General features: G+C 60.3%; 20 protein-coding genes and 1 tRNA gene. 6 read left to right on the top strand and 15 right to left on the bottom strand.

The genetic code is table 11. The features are described from left to right. Window positions 1-13: 13 nt before the first annotated feature. From pth to KVQ82_RS05900, 7 genes are all read right to left on the bottom strand, one after another. Window positions 14-598 (bottom strand): aminoacyl-tRNA hydrolase, encoded by a 585-nt coding sequence (gene pth / locus KVQ82_RS05870; protein ID WP_003228164.1) that lies wholly within the window; start codon window positions 596-598, stop codon window positions 14-16. A 169-nt stretch (window positions 599-767) separates the two neighbouring features. Continuing rightward, entirely contained in the window at window positions 768-1370 is a 603-nt protein-coding gene (locus tag KVQ82_RS05875; protein ID WP_007967646.1) for a 50S ribosomal protein L25/general stress protein Ctc, read from the bottom strand. A 141-nt stretch (window positions 1371-1511) separates the two neighbouring features. Then, the gene (locus KVQ82_RS05880) at window positions 1512-2453 is read right to left on the bottom strand and encodes a ribose-phosphate pyrophosphokinase (protein WP_003171603.1); all 942 of its coding nucleotides are present in this window, start codon (window positions 2451-2453) and stop codon (window positions 1512-1514) included. Between the two features lie 45 nt (window positions 2454-2498). After that, window positions 2499-2573 (bottom strand) — tRNA-Gln (locus tag KVQ82_RS05885). A 37-nt stretch (window positions 2574-2610) separates the two neighbouring features. Further along, window positions 2611-3462: a 4-(cytidine 5'-diphospho)-2-C-methyl-D-erythritol kinase gene (ispE, locus tag KVQ82_RS05890; RefSeq protein ID WP_027612238.1), complete on the bottom strand. Its 852-nt coding sequence runs from the start codon at window positions 3460-3462 to the stop codon at window positions 2611-2613. A 3-nt stretch (window positions 3463-3465) separates the two neighbouring features. Beyond that, complete coding sequence (gene lolB, locus KVQ82_RS05895; protein WP_047296510.1) at window positions 3466-4083, bottom strand: lipoprotein insertase outer membrane protein LolB; 618 nt, start codon at window positions 4081-4083, stop codon at window positions 3466-3468. Window positions 4084-4086: 3 nt separating this feature from the next. Then, window positions 4087-5811, bottom strand: a complete 1725-nt coding sequence (locus tag KVQ82_RS05900; RefSeq protein WP_222018401.1) for a tetratricopeptide repeat protein — start codon at window positions 5809-5811, stop codon at window positions 4087-4089. 182 nt (window positions 5812-5993) lie between these two features. On the opposite strand from KVQ82_RS05900, the gene hemA reads away from it, so the two are divergent. The 6 genes from hemA to KVQ82_RS05930 all read left to right on the top strand — a co-directional run bounded on the left by hemA (window position 5994) and on the right by KVQ82_RS05930 (window position 11354). Next, complete coding sequence (gene hemA, locus KVQ82_RS05905; RefSeq protein ID WP_027612235.1) at window positions 5994-7280, top strand: glutamyl-tRNA reductase; 1287 nt, start codon at window positions 5994-5996, stop codon at window positions 7278-7280. After that, window positions 7277-8359, top strand: a complete 1083-nt coding sequence (gene prfA / locus KVQ82_RS05910) for a peptide chain release factor 1 (protein ID WP_027612234.1) — start codon at window positions 7277-7279, stop codon at window positions 8357-8359. The genes hemA and prfA overlap by 4 nt, the downstream gene beginning before the upstream one ends. Beyond that, window positions 8360-9190 (top strand): peptide chain release factor N(5)-glutamine methyltransferase, encoded by an 831-nt coding sequence (gene prmC, locus KVQ82_RS05915; protein WP_041072468.1) that lies wholly within the window; start codon window positions 8360-8362, stop codon window positions 9188-9190. Further along, the gene (locus KVQ82_RS05920; protein WP_086791597.1) at window positions 9184-9939 is read left to right on the top strand and encodes a molybdopterin-synthase adenylyltransferase MoeB; all 756 of its coding nucleotides are present in this window, start codon (window positions 9184-9186) and stop codon (window positions 9937-9939) included. Before prmC ends, KVQ82_RS05920 begins: the two co-directional genes overlap by 7 nt. Further along, window positions 9932-10723: a glutamate racemase gene (gene murI, locus KVQ82_RS05925; RefSeq protein WP_222018402.1), complete on the top strand. Its 792-nt coding sequence runs from the start codon at window positions 9932-9934 to the stop codon at window positions 10721-10723. Before KVQ82_RS05920 ends, murI begins: the two co-directional genes overlap by 8 nt. A 112-nt stretch (window positions 10724-10835) precedes the next feature. Further along, entirely contained in the window at window positions 10836-11354 is a 519-nt protein-coding gene (locus KVQ82_RS05930; RefSeq protein WP_027612230.1) for an acyloxyacyl hydrolase, read from the top strand. Window positions 11355-11447: 93 nt separating this feature from the next. Here KVQ82_RS05930 and KVQ82_RS05935 read toward each other — a convergent pair whose 3' ends face one another. The 8 genes from KVQ82_RS05935 to phrB are packed head-to-tail and all read right to left on the bottom strand — an operon-like array spanning window position 11448 to window position 18238. After that, on the bottom strand, window positions 11448-11753 hold the full coding sequence (locus KVQ82_RS05935; RefSeq protein WP_041072462.1) for a YkgJ family cysteine cluster protein: 306 nt from the start codon (window positions 11751-11753) through the stop codon (window positions 11448-11450). A gap of 53 nt (window positions 11754-11806) precedes the next feature. After that, on the bottom strand, window positions 11807-12298 hold the full coding sequence (locus KVQ82_RS05940) for a DUF2878 domain-containing protein (protein ID WP_222018403.1): 492 nt from the start codon (window positions 12296-12298) through the stop codon (window positions 11807-11809). After that, window positions 12291-13556 (bottom strand): cyclopropane-fatty-acyl-phospholipid synthase family protein, encoded by a 1266-nt coding sequence (locus KVQ82_RS05945; protein WP_047296494.1) that lies wholly within the window; start codon window positions 13554-13556, stop codon window positions 12291-12293. Before KVQ82_RS05945 ends, KVQ82_RS05940 begins: the two co-directional genes overlap by 8 nt. Continuing rightward, complete coding sequence (locus tag KVQ82_RS05950) at window positions 13543-14358, bottom strand: DUF1365 domain-containing protein (protein WP_108183776.1); 816 nt, start codon at window positions 14356-14358, stop codon at window positions 13543-13545. Before KVQ82_RS05950 ends, KVQ82_RS05945 begins: the two co-directional genes overlap by 14 nt. After that, window positions 14355-15602 carry an NAD(P)/FAD-dependent oxidoreductase gene (locus KVQ82_RS05955; RefSeq protein WP_222018404.1) on the bottom strand — a complete coding sequence of 416 codons (1248 nt, stop codon included), beginning with the start codon at window positions 15600-15602 and terminating at the stop codon, window positions 14355-14357. The genes KVQ82_RS05950 and KVQ82_RS05955 overlap by 4 nt, the downstream gene beginning before the upstream one ends. Continuing rightward, the gene (locus KVQ82_RS05960) at window positions 15599-16381 is read right to left on the bottom strand and encodes an SDR family oxidoreductase (RefSeq protein WP_041072452.1); all 783 of its coding nucleotides are present in this window, start codon (window positions 16379-16381) and stop codon (window positions 15599-15601) included. Before KVQ82_RS05960 ends, KVQ82_RS05955 begins: the two co-directional genes overlap by 4 nt. After that, window positions 16378-16800, bottom strand: a complete 423-nt coding sequence (locus KVQ82_RS05965) for a nuclear transport factor 2 family protein (RefSeq protein ID WP_108183773.1) — start codon at window positions 16798-16800, stop codon at window positions 16378-16380. The genes KVQ82_RS05960 and KVQ82_RS05965 overlap by 4 nt, the downstream gene beginning before the upstream one ends. Then, window positions 16793-18238, bottom strand: coding sequence for a deoxyribodipyrimidine photo-lyase (gene phrB / locus KVQ82_RS05970; RefSeq protein ID WP_222018405.1), 1446 nt, complete (start codon window positions 18236-18238; stop codon window positions 16793-16795). The genes KVQ82_RS05965 and phrB overlap by 8 nt, the downstream gene beginning before the upstream one ends. Window positions 18239-18244: the final 6 nt, after the last annotated feature.

Raw genomic sequence — 18244 nt, forward strand, 5'->3', positions numbered from 1 at the left:
CCTCGGATTAGAGTCAGGCCTTCTGGCTGTGCAGGTTTTTCATCGCGCGGTTCCATTCACCGGCGAGGATATCCGGCAGCACGCCGAGGGCAAAGTCGATGCTGGCATCGAGTTTTTCCTGTTCGGCGCGTGGCGCACGACCCAGGACGAAATTTGAAACCATACTGGCGACGCCCGGGTGGCCGATGCCAAGCCGCAGGCGGTAGAACGTATTCTGATTGCCCAGTTGCGCGATGATGTCGCGCAACCCGTTGTGACCGCCATGGCCGCCGCCCTGCTTGAGCTTGGCGACGCCCGGAGGCAGGTCGAGTTCGTCGTGCGCCACCAGGATTTCTTCAGGCTTGATGCGGAAGAAACCGGCGAGTGCCGCCACGGCCTGGCCGCTGCGGTTCATGTAGGTGGTGGGAATCAGCAGACGAACATCCTGACCCTGATGCGAGTAGCGCCCGGTCAGGCCGAAATATTTGCGATCGGCCACAAGGTTCACACCTTGCGCGGCGGCGATGCGCTCAACAAAAAGGGCCCCTGCGTTATGCCGGGTCTGTTCGTATTCAGCGCCTGGATTACCCAGGCCAACGATCAGTTTGATGGCAGTCACGATAGGGGCCCTTCCTTGGAGTGGTGGTTAACATCGCCGCGATCAGTGAAGGCGGCGAAAGTGGACGAAAATTGCTCATTTACCATGAATGTAAACTCCGCGTTCTCGCCCGCTTTCTCGCTACGTTCCAGTCCGCGATGTTTCACTCACTCCGACGAACAGAGTGAAATTACTCTGCTGCGCCTTCTTCGGTAGCTTCTGGAGCAACACGTGGAGCGTGGACGTTGGCTACTGCCTTGTCATCGCCGTGTGCCAGAGCAACGAACTCGACACCTTTAGGAGCTTTGAGGTCCGACAGGTGAACGATGGTGCCGATTTCAGCGTTAGCCAGGTCGACTTCGATGAACTCAGGCAGGTCTTTTGGCAGGCAGGAAACTTCGATCTCGGCAACAACGTGCGAGATTTCGCCGCCTTTCTTCACTGGAGCAGCTTCGTTGATGAAGTGCACAGGAACGATAGCGGTCAGTTTCTGGCCAGCTACAACGCGTACGAAGTCAGCGTGCATCACGTGGCCTTTGGCCGGGTGACGTTGCAGGGCTTTGATGACGACGTTTTGTTTCTTGCCACCAACGTTCAGCTCGATGATGTGGCTGTAAGCCGCTTCGTTTTCGAGCAGTTTGGCAACTTCTTTGGCCAGCATGCTGATGGATTCAGGGGCTTTGTCGCCACCGTAAACAACAGCTGGAACCAGAGCGGCGAGACGACGCAGGCGGCGGCTCGCACCTTTCCCCAGGTCGGAACGCACTTCAGCATTCAGAGTAAAATCGTTCATTTTGTATCTCCAAAATAGCCATGACCGAGTGGCGTTTGCGACCAGCGCCAAACACGGTATGGGCAAAAAAGCCCCGCCCCGACAGGAATGCCGGGGCGGGGCGCTTTTCGTCAACGAGACATTTCGAGAAGGGCAGGGCCCTTAACGGAACATCGCGCTGATCGATTCTTCATTGCTGATGCGGCGAACCGCTTCGGCAACAACCGGTGCGATATCCAGTTGACGGATACGTGCACAGGCTTGTGCTGCAGCGGACAGCGGGATGGTGTTAGTCACCACCAGCTCGTCCAGCACGGAATTTTCGATATTCTCGATGGCCCGACCCGACAGCACAGGGTGTGTGCAGTAGGCAAAGACCTTGGCTGCGCCATGCTCTTTCAAGGCCTTGGCCGCGTGGCACAGAGTGCCGGCGGTATCGACCATGTCATCGACCAGAATGCAGGTACGCCCTTCGACATCACCGATGATATGCATCACTTCAGAGTGATTGGCTTTCTCACGGCGTTTGTCGATGATCCCGAGATCCACGCCCAGGGATTTGGCAACGGCACGTGCACGCACGACGCCACCAATGTCCGGGGACACGATCATCAGGTTTTCGAAGCGCTGATCTTCAATATCATCCACCAGAACCGGGGAGCCGTAGATGTTATCTACCGGAATATCGAAGAAGCCCTGAATCTGGTCAGCATGCAGATCAACCGTGAGCACACGGTCGATGCCGACTACGGTAAGCATGTCAGCAACGACTTTCGCGCTGATAGCCACACGTGCGGAACGCGGACGGCGATCCTGACGGGCATAACCAAAATAAGGAATAACAGCAGTGATACGAGTAGCCGAGGAGCGGCGGAAGGCATCAGCCATCACTACCAGTTCCATCAGGTTATCGTTGGTCGGGGCGCAAGTCGGCTGAATAATGAAAACGTCTTTACCGCGAACGTTTTCATTGATCTCGGCAGTAATTTCGCCGTCGGAAAACTTGCCGACAGAGATGTCACCGAGAGGGATATGCAGCTGACGTACAACACGCCGAGCCAGATCGGGGTTAGCGTTCCCCGTAAAGACCATCATCTTGGACACGCGCAGTACCTAGAGGCTGAGGGTAACCTGGATGAGTATAGAAAATGGCAGGGGCGGCTGGATTCGAACCAACGCATGGCAGGATCAAAACCTGCTGCCTTACCGCTTGGCGACGCCCCTGTATCTGTTGCTTCAAGTGCCTTGCACTTGATTCCTTTTAGAGCAGACTTTGCAGCTTGCGATGCAACATCGAAACGTTGCTTCCTTTTGCTACAAACCCTGTAAGGGTCTCTGTAAGAAGGGCCGAGACTTTATCAGCTTCAGCTTTGCTTGGGAAGCCCCCAAACACACAACTTCCAGTTCCGGTGAGTTTTGCTTCGGTAAATTTACCTAACAAATCCAATGCGTTACGTACCTCTGGATAACGCCTTGCAACCACCGGCAAGCAGTCATTACGACTGTTTCCCTCGGGAACGGGGCGCACTTTAATGGGCGGCGTGTTACGTGTCAACAAAGGATCGGAAAAAATTTCTGCCGTACTTACAGAGACTTGCGGCACGAGCACCAGATACCACGGTTCTTCGGGGTCGACCGGGGTCAGTTTTTCGCCCACGCCTTCGGCAAATGCCGCGTGACCCCGGACGAAAACCGGTACGTCAGCGCCGAGCGACAGGCCCAATGCCGCGAGGCGATCTTCATCCCAGCCCAATTGCCACAAGTGATTGAGGCCGAGCAGGGTGGTCGCCGCGTTGGAGCTGCCGCCACCGATGCCGCCGCCCATGGGCAGCACCTTGTCGATCCAGATGTCGATGCCCAGTGTGCAGCCAGACTGTTGCTGCAGCATTTTCGCCGCGCGTACGATCAGGTTGCTGTCGTGGGGCACGCCAGCGAATTCGGTGTGCAGATGAATCACGCCATCATCGCGCACGGCGAAGGTGATTTCGTCGCCGTAATCGACGAACTGAAACAGCGTCTGCAGTTCGTGATAACCGTCTGCACGGCGCCCGAGAATGTGCAGCATCAGATTGAGCTTGGCCGGCGACGGCAGCGTCAGGCGTGGAGCGGTCATGGGTTATTGCCCCAATTTACGCGGTTGCCAGGTCTTGATCACCAGCGTCACGTCCAGATCGGTGCCATGCAGTTTGATCCGCTCGGGCAGCCAGTAACCGTTCTGCTCGGCGTAGCTGAGGTACTCGACCTTCCAGCCGTCCTGTTCCAGATTGGCCAGGCGACTGTCGTTATCCAGGGTCAGACGGCTTTTGCTGCTGGGCGCCGGCAGGCCACGGACCCACCAGGCCAGATTCGACACGGGCAGCTTCCAGCCCAGTTGCTCTTCGAGCAGCGCTTCCGGCGACTCGGCGTCATAGCGGCCCTGATTGGCGACTTCCAGCGAGACCTTGCCCGGACGCCCGGTCAGACGCGCCGCGCCACGACCCAGCGGGCCGGACAGACGAATGTCGTAATAGTCCTGGCGTTGCAGCCAGAACAGCGTGCCGCTACCGGAATCTTTCGGTGCGCGGATGCCGATCTTGCCGTCGATCTGCCAGCCGTCGAGGCCGGTCAGCTGTTGTTTGTTTGCGGTCCACTGAGCCGGACTGCCGTGGCCCTCGACCGACTCGCGAGCACCGAAGCCCGCGCAACCGGCGAGCAGGGCGATGAAACTGAAAATAATAACGTGGCGCAAAAACATGAGTTAAAGAGTCTCGGATCCGGTCAGGCGCTTGATGGTGCTGCGCAGGATGGTGCTGTCGGGCTGATCCTTGAGGAATTTGCCCCAGACTTGTTTGGCTTCGCGCTGATTGCCCTTGACCCACAGGACCTCGCCCAGGTGCGCGGCGACTTCGTGGTCCGGGAAGCGCTCGAGCGCCTGACGCAGATACTTCTCGGCGTCGTCCAGATTGCCCATGCGGAAATTCACCCAGCCAAGGCTGTCGAGTACCGCCGGGTCTTCCGGATTGATCTGGTGCGCCTGTTCGATCAGGGCCTTGGCTTCAGCGTAGCGGGTGGTGCGATCGGACAGGGTATAGCCCAGCGCATTGAGCGCCATGGCGTTGTCCGGGTCGCGCTTGATGATCAGGCGCAGGTCTTTTTCCATCTGTGCCAGATCATTGCGTTTTTCCGCGAGCATGGCCCGGGTGTAGAGCAGATTCAGATCGTCCGGGTATTGCTGCAAGGCTTTATCCAGGGTTTTCCAGGCCTTGTCGTCCTGTTTGTTGGCCGACAGGGTTTCGGATTCGATCAGATACAGCTGGATCGCGTAATCCGGCTGGGCATCGCGCTCGGCCGCCAGTTTGCTCTGGGCTTCGGCGGTCTTGCCGTTGTTCATCAGAATATCGGCCTGACGCAGTTGCGCCGGCAGGTAGTCGTTGCCCGGGCCGACCTGCGCGTATTCGATCAGCGCGCCCTGCGGGTCGTTGCGTTCTTCGGCGATGCGACCGAGGTTCAGGTGCGCCGAGTCAACGTGGCTTTCCCGGGCGATCAGGTCTTCCAGGTAACCCTTGGCCTCGTCCCAGGCCTTGGCTTCCAGGCACACCAGTGCCAGCGAATAACGCAGTTCGTCGTCTTCCGGGTATTGCTGAACCAGGGTGGAGAACTCGACCTTGGCGTCATCCATCCGGTCCTGTTCAACCAGCGTGCGCGCATACGTCAGGCGCAGGCGCTTGTCGTCCGGGTATTTCTTGATGCTTTTCCGCAACAGCGGCAGGGCTTCGTCGCCACGATTCATGGTTTGCAGCAGACGCGCGCGCAGCAGGATCGGCGCAATCTCGCCTTCTTCCGGCGGGTTGTCTTCGAGCAGTGTCAGGGCGGCTTTATTGTCGCCGTCCTGTTGCAGCAACAGGGCCTTGCCGAAAATCAGCTGACTGTTCTTCGGGTGGCGCTGCAGCAGACGGTCGAAACTTTTCATCAAACCGTTGCGGGTTTCCTGATCGGTGTCGGCCGCCGACAGTGCGAGGAAGTCGAAATGAGTGTCGCCCTTGCCTTGCAGGACTTTCTCCATGTAGACCATGGAGTCGTCGTAACGCCCGGCGCGGGCCAGCTGCACGGCAGCGGCGCGTTGCGCTTCGAGGTCGTCCGGGGCGTTTTTTGCCCAGATCAGCGCGGTATCCAGCGCAGGCTGGTCGGCACCGAGGTATTCGGCGATGCGGAACGCGCGCTCGGAAACCCCCGGATCCTGGGTGTTGATCGCCTGGGTCACGTAGTTGTCCAGGGCAATGTCGAAACGATTGCGCTGGCCGGCGAGTTCGGCGCTCAACAGGCTGAAGACGGTTTCCTCGCTGAACGAGCTGTAAACCTTGGGTTTTTCAGGCGCGGGCGTGGTGTCTTCGACCGGCGGGGTACCGTCCGGCGAAACGGGTGCCATGGCCTGGCAGCCGCTGAGGAAGACAAAAGCAAGGAGCAACGCGGAAGATCTATTCATATAGGAGAAGGACGACTAACCTGCGGTCGGATCATCATGACACAAGCCTTCGGTCAAACATAACCGAGTCTCGAATGTGGCCTTTATAGTGGCCGACAATTGGGACAATAGTCAGCGGTAGTTGTTCTGAATCTGACGAAGTAGGACAATTGCCGGCTTCACGTCACCATCAGCGACCTTGAATGGCCTTCCTTGCACTCGGTATTAACCACAAGACTGCTTCAGTAGACGTCCGCGAGCGCGTGGCCTTTACCCCTGAGCAGCTGGTTGAGGCCTTGCAGCAGCTCTGCCGACTCACCGACAGCCGCGAAGCTGCGATCCTCTCCACCTGCAATCGCAGTGAGCTTTATATAGAACAGGATCAGGTTTCGGCTGATCTGGTTCTGCGCTGGCTGGCCGATTATCACCATTTAAGCCTCGATGAGCTGCGTGCGAGCGCTTATGTGCACGAAGATGATGCGGCAGTTCGTCACATGATGCGCGTCGCCTCCGGGCTCGACTCGCTGGTGCTGGGCGAACCGCAGATCCTCGGCCAGATGAAATCGGCCTACGCCGTGGCGCGTGAGGCGGGCACCATCGGCCCGCTGCTGGGGCGACTGTTTCAAGCGACGTTCAATGCCGCCAAGCAAGTCCGTACCGACACCGCCATCGGCGAAAACCCGGTGTCCGTGGCGTTTGCCGCCGTCAGCCTGGCCAAACAGATTTTCAGTGATTTGCAGCGCAGCCAGGCCCTGTTGATCGGCGCCGGCGAGACCATCACGCTGGTCGCCCGCCATTTGCACGAGCTGGGGGTCAAGCGCATCGTGGTCGCCAACCGTACGCTGGAGCGCGCCAGCCTGCTGGCCGAGCAGTTCGGCGCGCATGCGGTGCTGCTATCGGACATTCCGGCAGAACTGGTGCGCAGCGATATCGTGATCAGTTCGACCGCCAGCCAGTTGCCGATCCTCGGTAAAGGTGCCGTCGAAAGCGCGCTGAAGCAGCGCAAGCACAAGCCGATCTTCATGGTCGACATCGCCGTACCCCGCGACATCGAGCCGGAAGTCGGCGAACTCGACGACGTTTACCTGTACAGCGTCGACGATCTGCACGAAGTGGTCGCCGAGAACCTCAAGAGTCGTCAGGGTGCAGCCCAGGCGGCGGAAGAGATGGTCTCGGTCGGCGCCGACGATTTCATGGTGCGTCTGCGTGAGCTGGCGGCGGTCGATGTGCTCAAGGCTTATCGGCAACAAAGCGAACGCCTGCGCGACGAGGAGCTGCAAAAAGCCCTGCGCCTGCTGGCCAACGGCGGCAACGCCGAAGACGTGCTCGGGCAACTGGCCCGTGGCCTGACCAATAAACTGCTGCATGCGCCCAGCGTGCAGTTGAAAAAGCTTTCTGCCGAAGGCCGCCTCGATGCGCTGGCCATGGCCCAGGAACTCTTCGCCCTCGAGGGCTCACCGGATAGTTTTTCGGATAAAAAACCGCAATGAAAGCGTCACTGCTCAACAAGCTGGACACCCTCCAGGACCGTTTCGAGGAACTGACCGCGCTGCTCGGCGACGGCGAAGTCATTGCCGATCAGGCCAAATTCCGCGCTTATTCCAAGGAATACGCCGAACTCGAGCCGGTGGTACAAGGCTATAAAAAGCTGCTCGGCGTACAAAGTGATCTTGAAGGCGCCCAGGCGCTGCTCAAGGACAGCGACCCGGACATGCGTGAAATGGCCGTGGAAGAAGTCCGCGAAGCCAAGGAATTGCTGATCAGACTGGAAGATGATCTGCAGCGCATGTTGCTGCCCAAGGATCCCAATGACGGGCGTAACGTCTTTCTCGAAATCCGCGCCGGTACCGGTGGCGACGAAGCGGCGATCTTCTCCGGCGATCTGTTTCGCATGTACTCGCGTTACGCCGAACGGCGTGGCTGGCGCGTGGAGATCCTTTCGGAAAACGAAGGCGAGCATGGTGGCTATAAAGAAGTCATCGCCCGCATTGAAGGCGACAACGTTTACGGCAAGCTGAAATTCGAGTCCGGCGCGCACCGCGTACAGCGTGTACCCGCCACCGAATCCCAGGGCCGTATCCACACTTCGGCCTGCACCGTGGCGGTGTTGCCCGAGCCGGACGAGCGGGAAGCCATCGAGATCAACCCGGCGGATCTGCGTGTCGACACTTACCGCTCCTCCGGGGCCGGTGGTCAGCACGTCAACACCACCGACTCGGCGATCCGCATCACGCACATACCGACCGGCACCGTCGTCGAGTGCCAGGAAGAACGTTCCCAGCACAAGAACCGTGCGCGGGCGATGGCCTGGCTGTCGGCCAAGCTCAACGACCAGCAGACCGCCGCAGCGGCCAATGCGATTGCCAGCGAGCGTAAGCTGCTGGTCGGTTCCGGCGACCGTTCCGAGCGTATTCGTACTTACAACTTTGCTCAGGGCCGGGTGACTGACCATCGCGTCAACCTGACCCTGTACTCCCTGGATGAAATCCTCGCCGGTGGCGTTGAAGCGGTGATCGAGCCTTTGCTGGCCGAATACCAGGCCGACCAGCTTGCAGCGATAGGTGAATAAATGACCATCATTGCCAGTCTGCTGCGTGCCGCCGAACTGCCGGATTCGCCAACGGCGCGCCTGGATGCCGAATTGCTCCTGGCGGCGGCACTGGGCAAGTCGCGCAGCTTCCTCCACACCTGGCCCGAGCGCATCGTACCCAGCGAAGCGGTGCTGATTTTTACCGAGTACCTGCAACGGCGTCGAAGTGGCGAGCCGGTGGCCTACATCCTCGGTCAGCAGGGGTTCTGGAAACTCGATCTGGAAGTTGCGCCGCACACGCTGATTCCGCGCCCGGACACCGAATTGCTGGTCGAAGCCGCGCTGGAGCTGCTGGCGGCAACGCCGGCGAAAGTCCTCGATCTGGGCACCGGCAGCGGCGCGATTGCCTTGGCCTTGGCCAGCGAACGCCCGGCGTGGCAAGTCACGGCGGTGGATCGCGTGCTGGAAGCCGTGGCCCTAGCCGAGCGCAACCGCCAGCGCTTGAGCCTGAACAACGCCACGGTGCTGAGCAGCCACTGGTTCAGCGCCCTCCAAGGCCAGCGCTTCGATCTGATCATCAGCAACCCGCCCTACATCGCCGCTGCCGACCCGCATCTGGTCGAGGGCGACGTGCGCTTCGAACCGGCCAGTGCGCTGGTCGCCGGTGTGGACGGGCTCGACGATCTGCGCCTGATCGTCGCCCAGGCCCCGGATCATCTGGAAGCCGGCGGCTGGCTGATGCTCGAACACGGCTATGATCAAGCCGAGGCCGTGCGTGATCTGCTGCTCACTCGCGGTTTTGAACAAGTCCACAGCCGCACCGATCTGGGCGGCCATCAACGGATCAGCCTGGGGCGCCTGCCGTGCTGAATGATCAGGAATTGCTGCGCTACAGCCGGCAGATTCTGCTGCAACACATCGACATCGATGGGCAACTGAAGCTCAAAGACAGCCGCGTGCTGATCGTCGGCCTCGGCGGTCTCGGTGCGCCGGTCGCGCTGTATCTGGCGGCGGCCGGTGTCGGTGAGTTGCATCTGGCGGATTTCGACACGGTCGACCTGACCAATCTGCAGCGTCAGATCATTCATGACACCGACAGCGTCGGCATGAGCAAGGTCGACTCGGCGCTCAAGCGCCTCGGCGCGATCAATCCCGAGATTCAACTGGTGCCGCACCGTCAGGCGCTGGACGAGGACTCCCTTGCCGCTGCCGTGTCGGCGGTGGATCTAGTGCTCGACTGTTCCGACAATTTCTCCACCCGCGAAGCGGTCAACGCCGCGTGCGTGGCCGCGCGCAAGCCGCTGGTCAGCGGCGCGGCGATTCGTCTGGAAGGGCAGTTGGCGGTGTTCGACCCGCGTCGCCCGGAAAGTCCGTGCTACCACTGCCTGTACGGGCATGGCAGCGAAGCCGAACTGACGTGCAGCGAGGCCGGTGTGGTCGGGCCACTGGTGGGCCTGGTCGGCAGTCTTCAGGCGCTAGAAGCCTTGAAAGTGCTGGTCGGTTTCGGCGAACCACTGGTAGGCCGCTTGCTGCTGATCGATGCCTTGGGTTCGCGCTTTCGTGAGCTGCGGGTCAAGCGTGATCCGGGCTGCAGCGTCTGCGGATCGCACGATGCGTGAGGCACCGATCGCGGTGTTCGATTCCGGTGTCGGCGGCTTGTCGGTACTGGCCGAGATTCAGCGGTTGCTGCCCCATGAGTCACTGCTGTACTTCGCTGATTGCGGGCACATTCCCTACGGCGAGAAATCCCCTGAGTTCATCCGCCAGCGCTGCAAGGTGATGGCCGGTTTTTTCCGCGAGCAGGGTGCCAAGGCCCTGGTGATTGCCTGCAACACCGCGACGGTGGCCGCTGTTGCCGATCTGCGCCGGGATTTCCCCGAGTGGCCGATTGTCGGCATGGAGCCTGCGGTCAAACCTGCTGCTGCCGCGACCCGTAGCGGTGTGGTTGGCGTACTTGCCACCACCGGCACGTTGCAGAGCGCCAAGTTCGCCGCGTTGCTCGATCGTTTCGCCACCGACGTGCGCGTCATCACCCAGCCGTGCCCCGGCCTGGTCGAGCTGATTGAAAGCGGCGATCTGCACAGCGCCGAGCTGCGCGCATTGCTCCAGCACTATGTCGAGCCGCTGCTGGCCAATGGTTGCGACACGATCATCCTCGGCTGCACCCACTACCCGTTTCTCAAACCGATGCTCAAGTCGATGCTCCCCGAAAGCATCAGCCTGATCGACACCGGTGCCGCCGTTGCCCGCCAGTTGCAGCGGCTGTTGGCCGAGCGTGAGTTGCTCGCCAACGGACCGAACCAACCAGTCAGATTCTGGACCAGCGCGGATCCGGCGTCCTTTCGCAAAATCCTGCCCCTGTTGGGCCAGGCAGCCGGCGACGTCGAAAAATTCACCTTGTAAAAAAAATGTGAAATATCTAAAAAGTCAGCTGAACTTCTGCTCAAGCGCTGATTTCTATACCGCTGGGTTTACTAAAAAACCAAACGATCGTTCCGGAAAAGGAAGTTTCAAAGTGAAGCGACTATTCTGCTTGGCCGCGATTGCGGCTGCACTGATGGGGCAAAGTATTACCGCACAAGCGGCAGGCGTTGAGTTTGCAGTGGGTGCGACCAGCGATTCGACAATGACGTATCGCCTGGGCATGAATTTCGATTGGGACAAGAGCTGGCTGCAAAGTGACGTCGGTCGCCTGACCGGTTACTGGAGCGGTGCCTACACGTATTGGGAGGGTGACAAGACTTCCAGCAACAACAGCCTGTCGTTCTCGCCGGTGTTCGTTTACGAGTTTGCCGGTCAGTCGGTCAAGCCGTATGTTGAAGCGGGCATTGGTGTCGCAGCGTTCTCCAACACCAAATATGAAAGCAACAACATCGGCGGCTCTTTCCAGTTCGAAGACCGCATCGGTTTTGGCCTGCGCTTCAATGGCGGGCATGAAGTCGGGATCCGAGCGACGCACTATTCCAACGCCGGCCTGGCCAGCAGCAACGACGGTGTAGAAAGCTACGCGCTGCATTACACGATGCCGCTGTAAGCAAGATCAAAAGATCGCAGCCTGCGGCAGCTCCTACAGGAAAACCCAATCCCCTGTAGGAGCTGCCGCAGGCTGCGATCTTTTTGCATCTAATCAACGGTAGGCCGTGGCAATGCCTTTGCGTTCTTCAATGCACTCCGGTGCACCCATCTCGAACTCGCGACAGATCAGCGGACGTCGTTCGTAGATCGTGCACATCATGCTGTCGCGATCCAGCGCCGCGCACCAACCGTCGTCCAGACGCAGCATGACTTCACCGCCCCACTCATCGGTATCGATAAAGCGCTCAGGCACGCCGGTGTCGGTGATCAGCATCACTTCAAGCTGGCAGCAGCACGCTGCGCAGGTCGAACAGGTGACCGCTGGCTCGGTGATTTGCTGGTGGGGAATGGTTTTCATGCCGGGCAGTGTAAGGCAGCCGCCGGGTATCGTGTGAAAGGTCTGACAGACGCTCAGTCGCTCAAGCGCCGCGCCATGGCATGCAACAACGGAAACAGCAGGGCCCACAGCAGGCCGATGCCGATCAGGGTCGGCACTTCACCGTAGGGGAATCGCACGCCGGCCAGATGTCCGCCGCCGTAATAGGATACGGCGCCGCCCACTGCACCGAGTGCGCTGGCCAGCCACCAGGGACGGGCGCTCCATTGCAGGCAATGACGCAACGTGGTGGCGAGCAAGGCCCAGAGCAGCATCAGCCACAGCGGAATCAGTGGCGACAGATCCTGGAATTCGAACACCCCGGCAGCCCGCAACAGGCTGTCTACCGCCGTGCCGACAATCACCACGCTGAGGATCAGGCGACCTTCCGCCGCCCAACTGCTGATCCAGCCCAGATGAATCACCAGCACCACCAGCGCCAGCAGCAGCCACAGACTGTTGCCGCCGATGACACAGGCCAGCCAGCCGACCTGAAACAGCACGGCATTGGCCACTCGCTCAAGCATCGAAGCGCCCGAGCAACGGCGCCGGCATGGCCGCCGGTTTCGCCAGCAGCAATTGCGCCGTGCCGATGGTGCGCTCCAGAAACCCGCCTTCGCAGTAGCACAGGTAAAACTCCCACAGCCGCAGGAAGTAATCGTCGTAACCCAATTCGCTCAAACGGCCATGGGCGCGGCGGAAGTTTTCGTGCCACAGGCGCAGGGTACGGGCGTAGTGCAGGCCGAAGTCTTCCATGTGCAACAGGTTCATGTCGGTCTCGCGGCTGACCACTTCAAGCATCTTTTGCACGCAGGGCAGGGCGCCGCCGGGGAAGATGTAGCGCTGGATGAAGTCGACGCCGCGCTTGGCCTGTTCGTAGCGCTGCTCGCGGATAGTGATTGCCTGCAACAGCATCAGGCCGTTGCTCTTGAGCAGGTGCGCGCATTGTTTGAAGTAGGTCGGCAGGAAGCGATGACCGACCGCTTCGATCATTTCGATCGACACCAGTTTGTCGTACTCGCCGGTGAGGTCGCGGTAATCCTTGAGCAGCAGCGTCACCCGATCCTGCAACCCCAGGGCTTCAATGCGCTTGGCAGTAAACGCGTACTGCTCTTTCGACAGGGTCGTGGTGGTGACGCGGCAACCGTAATGCTGCGCAGCATAGAGCGCCATGCTGCCCCAGCCGGTGCCGATCTCCAGCAGGTGGTCTTCGGGTTGGAGCGCGAGCTTCTGGCAGATCCGTTCCAGCTTGTTCAGTTGAGCCTGTTCCAGGCTGTCTTCAGGCGTGAGGAACTGTGCGGCTGAATACATCATGGTCGGGTCGAGAAACTGTTCGAACAGATCGTTGCCGAGGTCATAGTGCGCCGCGATGTTTTTCTGCGACCCCTTGCGCGTGTTGCGGTTGAGCCAGTGCAGGCCTTGCACCAGCGGCCGGCTGAGGCGGGCCAGACCGCGCTCCATGGCGTCGAGCACGTCGAGGTTGCTGACGAACACGCGTACCACCGCCGTCAGGTCCGGCGAACTCCAGTAACCGTGGATAAACGCTTCGCCGGCGCCAATCGATCCGTTGCCGGCGACCATGCCCCAGACCGCCGCGTCCTGCACATGGATTTCGCCGAGCAGGTGGCTGCCCGGCGTGCCGAACATCAGGCGTTCGCCATCCTCGACCACCAACAACTGCCCGTGTTTGAGTCGGCTCAGTTGCCGCAATACGCCGCGCCGCAGCAGCGAGCCGGTCAAGCCGTTGGTGCTGAAGCGACTGACAGTCAGGCTAGAGGATTTCATGGCGGTGCTCCTTGGGAGGCACAGTGGCGATTTGGAAGCTGCCGTCGGCAGCCTGATGAGCAAAAATCGGCGCGCGTTTGAGCAACAGGCGCAGGGCTTGCCAATAAATGGCCAGACAGGTTTTCGCGGTCATCCACGGAAAGCGCCGCAAGTAGCGGTGCAGGCTGCGGCGATCAAGGGGCTCGCGCTGCAAGTTCAACGTGGCGTCGAACAGCTTGAGGTCGCCCTGCCAGTCGGCCATGTGCACGCCGAGGTTTTGCGCGGCCGGGCTGAAACTCATGCGGTACTCCAGATCGCGCGGCAGGAACGGCGAAACATGAAAGGCCTTGGCCACGGCGAAATGCTGATGAAAGTCTTGCAAGTGGGTCGGCGTGCGTGCGGGCAATACGTAGTGATAACGTTCGCGCCACGGCGTGTTGGTCACTTCGCAGAGAATCGCCGCCAGTTGCCCGTCGGCCTCGTGACAATAAAAGAAACTCACCGGATTGAACGCCAGACCCCAACTGCGCGGCTGGGTCAGCAGGCAGACCGAACCTTGCGGCTGGTAGCCAAGGGCGGTTGCGACCTGCTGGCGCACCGCGTCGATCAGGCGCATGCCGCTGCCGGTAAAGGTTTTCAGGTAATCGGTTTCGCGAAATGAAAACGGCGCAAAACGGCTGCGGCTGGCAAACGGCGACAGTTCGAACACGGCGTCCTGTTCGGCCAGATCGAGGTACAGCAGACCGATCCGGTAGCGGAATTCGTGGCGTCTGGGTGCAAAGCGTCGATGGCCGATCCAGCCGCTGTACAGGGCGCTGTTCATAAGCTTTCCCCGAACGCGGCGGCCACGCGTAATGCGCTGACCACGCCGTCCTCATGAAAACCGTTGGCCCAGTAAGCGCCGCAGTAGTGGGTGTGCTGCTGACCGTCGATTTCGGCCCAGCGGTTCTGCGCCGCGACCGCCGCGAGGCTGAATTGCGGGTGGGCGTAAGTGTATTTGGCCAGCACTTTGAACGGGCTGATGCCGGCGCTCTGGTTGAGGCTGACGCAGAACGTGGTTTCGCTGTGAATACCCTGCAGGATGTTCATGTCGTAAGTGACGGCCGCGTGTGTATGGCCGGCGCCGCTCAAGCGATAGTTCCAGCTGGCCCACGCGAGTTTGCGCGAGGGCAGCAAGCGGGTATCGGTATGCAGCACGACTTCGTTATCGGCATAGGGCAGGGCGCCGAGGATCGAGCGTTCATCAAGGCTGGGAGAGGCCAGCAGTTGCAGGGCCTGATCGCTGTGGCAGGCGAGCACGACCTTGTCGAAACGCTCAATGCCGGCCGGGCTGTGGATAACCACGCCGTGCTCGTCGCGGTCGATACGGGTCACTGGGCAACTGAGGCGGATCTTGTCTTTGAATGCAGCCGTCAGCGGCGCGATATAGGCACTTGAACCGCCCTCGATCACTTGCCATTGCGGGCGATCACTGACTGACAACAGGCCATGGTTCTTGAAGAAGCGCACGAAGAATTGCAGCGGAAAATTGAGCATCTCGGCCATCGGCATCGACCAGATCGCCGAGCCCATCGGCACGATGTAGTGCAGGATGAAACGTTCACCATAACCGCCAGCCTTGAGGTAATCGTCGAGGGTGGTGTCGGCGGCGATCCGCTGTTCGGCGAGGTCGCGCTGGGCTTCTTTATTGAAGCGCAGGATGTCGCGCAACATCCCCCAGAACCCCGGGGACAGCAGGTTGCTGCGCTGGGCGAAGAGGCTGTTGAGGTTGTTGCCGTTGTATTCCAGACCGGAATCCGGGTCGGTCACCGAGAAGCTCATTTCGGTCGGTTTGAACGACACCCCGAGCTGGCCGAGCAAACGAATGAAGTTCGGGTAGGTCCAGTCGTTGAACACGATGAAGCCGGTGTCCACGTGGTATTCGCGGCCATCGACGGTTACCTGCACGGTGTGCGTGTGACCGCCGACCCAGTCGCTGGCCTCGAACACCGTGATGTCGTGTCGGCGATTGAGCAGGTGAGCGCAGGTCAGGCCGGCGATTCCGCTGCCGACAATGGCAATCTTCATATCGGGTCTCGCAGCGGTGGGTTGCTGCGCACCATGCGCTTGCCGATCGCCAGTTGCAGACGCGCCGGCAGTTTCGACAGGGGCCACAGTGCCGCCATGAACAGTGCCGGAAAAGCGATTTCCAGAGGCCGGTTATCGAGATGGCTGAAGATATGCCGCGCGGCTTTATCCACAGGCCAGCTCAACGGCATCGGGAAGTCGTTCTTTGCGGTGAGTGGCGTTTCGACAAAGCCCGGGCTGATGATCGTGACATCGATGCCCTCGACCGCCAGGTCGATACGCAGCGATTCAAACAGGTAACGCAGCCCGGCCTTCGACGCGCCATAGGCTTCGGCCCGGGGCAACGGCAGATAGGTGACCGAGCTGGCCATCCCGACCAAGTGCGGCGTGGTACCTTTGCGCAGCAACGGCAAGGCGGCTTCGATGCAGTAACTGCTGGCGAGCAGGTTGGTACGCACTACGTGTTCGATGATCGAGGCGTCGAACTGTCGGGCGTCCACGTATTCGCAGGTACCGGCATTGAGAATCACGCTGTCCAGTGAACCCCAGGCCTGTTCGATCTGCTGACCGATTTCGCGCACGGTCTGACTGTTGGTCAGATCGCCCGCCACCACCAGCACTTGCCCCGGATAGCGTTGCGACAGCACTTTGAGCGGTGCCACCTGACGCGAGCTGACCGCCAGATGCGCGCCGCTTTTCAGAATCTCTTCGGCCAGCGCTGCGCCGATGCCGCTGCTGGCACCGGTCAGCCAATACCGCCGTGGAGGTGTACGACTCATCCCATTCTCCTTTTCAGCCAGGCGATCACCCGGCCCAATACGGGTAAATGTTCATACAGCATGGCCCCGGCATCGAAATAATCCCGGTGGCGATAAACCTTGTCGCGCCACAGCAGGTGTGAACACCCGGAGACGCGAATCAACTGACCACTGGCCAGGCGCGGGTGGCGGTAACTCATGACCCAGCGCAGGTAACCTTCACCGTCAGCGATCTGGTCGAAACCGTGAAAGTCGAAGCGCAATTCGCTGACGTTGGCGTAGAGCTCGCTGAAGTAGTTGCGCAGTTGCTTGAGCCCCTGCACTTCATGCAGCGGATCGGTGAAGTGAATGTCCTCGCTGTACAGGTCGCTCAGGCGTTGCAAGTTGTCCTTGTTCAACTCGGCGAACTGACGGGCGAAGCGGCGCAGGAATTCACTCATGGGCATCTTCCATGGACGAACGCGCCGGCAGGTTCTTGAAGGCCGCCAGCGCGCGTTCGCGCGAGGCCCCCAGATTGACGATCGGCGCCGGATAATCCGCCACGCCGAACAGTCCGCCGGCGCTGGCCGGGTTGTGTACTTCCTTCTTGTTCAGGCCAGCCAGTTCAGGCAGCCAGTGCTTGATGAACAGGCCTTCGCTGTCGAATTTTTCCGATTGGCTCAACGGATTGAAGATGCGGAAGTACGGCGCCGAATCGGTGCCGGTCGAGGAGCTCCATTGCCAGCCACCGTTGTTCGCCGCCAGATCGCCGTCGATCAGGTGGCGCATGAAAAAGCGCTCGCCTTCACGCCAGTCGATCAACAGGTTTTTGGTCAGGAACATCGCCACCACCATCCGCAGACGGTTGTGCATCCAGCCGGTTTCCAGCAATTGGCGCATGGCCGCATCGATGATCGGCAAACCGGTGCGCGCTTCTTGCCACGCGGCCAGATCGTCCGGCGCATCACGCCAGGCCAGGGCCTCGGTTTCCAGGCGAAACGCGCGGTGACGCGACACCCGTGGATAACCCACCAGAATGTGCTTGTAGAACTCACGCCACAGCAGCTCGTTGATCCACGTCACCGCGCCGACCTTGCCGCTGTCGAATTCGCCCTGATTGTTTTGCAGGGCCGCATGCAGGCATTGGCGCGGCGAAATCACCCCGGCAGCCAAATAGGCTGAGAGTTGACTGGTGCCGGGTTTGGCCGGGAAGTCGCGTTCGCTCTGGTAGTAGTCGATTTGCGCGTCGGCGAAGGTGTCGAGACGCCGCCGGGCTTCCTGCTCGCCTGCCGGCCAAAGAGCGCGCAATGACTCGCTCGGTGCTGCAAAACCTTTGATTGAGGCCGGCACCGGATCGCTGTCGATATTCAGCTTCGCTTGCTTGCCGGGGGCTTTTACCAACGCTGGTACCGAGCGATGCAGGCGCTCATAGCAGACCTTTCGGAATTGGCTGAACACCTGAAAGTAGGTTTCGGTTTTGGTCAGTACCGTGCCGGGTCTGAATAGCAGTTGGTCGAGGTAGCTGTGAAAAGTGATGCCTCTGGTTTTCAGGGCCGCAGCGACGGCGGCGTCGCGCTGGCTTTCGTGGACGCCGTATTCTTCATTGACGTGCACGGTTTCCACGTTCAGTTGCCGGCAAAGCTCAAGCAACACCGCCGGGGCCTGATCCCAATGGTCGGCAGTGCGCAGCAGTAACGGGATATTCAGCGCACCAAGGCTGGCACTCAATTCACGCAGGTTGCGCAACCAGAAGTCGATCTTGCACGCCGCGTCGTCATGTTCCAGCCATTGCTGCGGGCTCAACAGATACACGGCAACCGTCGGGCCGCGCGCAGCGGCAGCCGCGAGGGCGGTGTTGTCATGTTGGCGCAAGTCGCTGCGCAGCCAGATCAATTGCATCGCGGT

Origin of the sequence: Pseudomonas sp. AO-1 (assembly GCF_019775695.1) — a bacterium.
GTDB lineage: Bacteria > Pseudomonadota > Gammaproteobacteria > Pseudomonadales > Pseudomonadaceae > Aquipseudomonas > Aquipseudomonas parakoreensis.